Raw genomic sequence first — 1,977 nt, 5'->3', positions numbered from 1 at the left:
TGGCCTGAATGAAATCCGAGCTTTGCCGATTTGTAGTTCTACTACATCACGCACCTTTTGCTTGATAGCTGAAGATAATATTCCATAATGCCGTATTCGAACAAAAGCTTTAGGCAGGATATGCAAGGCAAAGCGACGAATAAATTCAGAATGAGTAAGCGTTAGTAAGTATCTTTTACCACCTTGTCGATAATCTTTAGCTGAAAAAGTAATGGTGTTTTCATCTATACTTTTGATCCGATGGTTACTAATAGCTGTTTTATGAGTGTAACGTCCCAGATATTCAATTACCTGCGAAGGGCCAAAGAAAGGCTGTTTACAATACACAACCCATGGATGACTCATCAGTTGTTTGGACTCTTGCTGATTCAATGATACTTTTTGTCGCAGGGCCTGCATCATACGAGCTCTGAACACTTTGCTTAAGGCTTTTACCGGAAACAGAAACTTATTGGTTCTTTGCACCGATTTCCATTTTTGTCGGGCGGAAATTCCTCCTCCCGGAACAATACAATGCAAATGAGGATGCAGACTCAGGTTTTGTCCCCAGGTATGCAGGATGGTAACCATACCTGTTTGGGCTCCCAGCCATTTACGATCAGCAGCAAAGCTTTGTACTACACTCCAAACTACTTTAAATAGTAGTGTATAAAGTAAAGCAGGCTGATGCAGAGCCAAACGATTCAGTGTATCAGGCAAAGTAAAGACCAAATGAAAGTAAGTAGTATTCAAAAGGTCCGATTCTCGTTTGCGTATCCATTCTTCTCGTTTATGTCCCTGACATTTGGGGCAATGACGATTACGACAGCTGTTATAACTTAAATGGAGAGCATGACAATCGGGATGATCACAACGATCGATATGACCACCTAACTGGGCGGTTCGGCATACAGATAAAGCATATAAGGCACGAGCTTGCCAGCTGTTGAAACAAAGTGTCTCTAGGTGGTCGTGTTCTAATTGAAGAACATCAGCCACTTCATACCGGGGCTTCATGATCTGGATTTATGGTAGAGTCGATCCAATGGAGAGAAGGCACGCTCTTTATCCAGTTGCGCCACATGAAGGTAAACAAGAGTGGTTTTGATATCGACATGGCCCAGCAGGTCTTTCAGCGTCATAATGTCCAAGCCCATCTCTAGCAGATGAGTGGCATAGGTATGTCGCAAAACATGCGAGGTTACGCGTTTTTGAATACCGGCTTTTTTTGCTGCTTCACGAATGGCCCATTGAACTCCGGTTGGAGAATACTGTTGCAGATTCCCGTCAGGACCTCTTCCGTTGAACAACCAGAGATATGGCTTTTCTACCTGAAGGTATTTTTGTAATCCTCTTACCAGTAAACAGCCAAGAGGTACATAACGGTCTTTACGACCTTTCCCTTCACGGATATACAGCATTTGTCGATCCACATCAACATCTCTAATTTGAAGGTTGATCAATTCGAAACGTCGAAGACCACAACCATATAATAGTCCAATAATCAGTTGATGTTTTAGTAACGGAGCAGCTTTTATCAGACGTTTCACTTCTGATTGACTCAGGACTACAGGTAACTTCTTAGGAAGCTTTAATTTGGGTAAGAAGATTTGTTTGGAAGGAACACCTGATAATTTATAAGCTAATCGCAAACCATAAACCGTATGCTTAAAATAAGAAGAGGATGGAGTACGACTTTTGCTTTTTAAATAATGTAAATAATCCAACACCTGATCCTCTTCGAGTTCGGTGGGACAACTGTTAAAATGTAATGCCATGGTAGACAGACATCGACCATAGTTTTGTAAGGTACTCAGGCTTTTGCCGGTTATTGCAATATGTCGTTCCAGTTTAATGTATAATTCGTTAAATTTAGGTAATGAAGAACGAGCTTCATCGATTCTGGTAAAGCTTTTTTTTCATGATACAATATTTTATTAACACAAATAAAGGTAGCAAGGGCAACGGACTTTAGCTACCTTTAGGTTTAGTGCAACA

At 41.0% G+C, this 1,977-nt stretch carries 2 protein-coding genes; both read right to left on the bottom strand.

Translation table 11 applies throughout. The annotated features are described in order from the left end of the window. Positions 1-996: IS91 family transposase (locus ACRD62_RS22300; RefSeq protein WP_430822294.1), on the bottom strand; the 996-nt coding region annotated here is incomplete at its 3' end. Further along, positions 993-1,757 (bottom strand): tyrosine-type recombinase/integrase, encoded by a 765-nt coding sequence (locus tag ACRD62_RS22295; protein WP_430822293.1) that lies wholly within the window; start codon positions 1,755-1,757, stop codon positions 993-995. The genes ACRD62_RS22300 and ACRD62_RS22295, both read right to left, overlap by 4 nt. Between the last annotated feature and the right edge of the window lie 220 nt (positions 1,758-1,977).

The sequence above is a fragment of the Carboxylicivirga caseinilyticus genome (assembly GCF_050589785.1).
In the GTDB taxonomy this organism is placed as follows: Bacteria; Bacteroidota; Bacteroidia; order Bacteroidales; family Marinilabiliaceae; genus Carboxylicivirga; species Carboxylicivirga caseinilyticus.
This window is presented reverse-complemented; position numbering and strand designations above follow the sequence as displayed.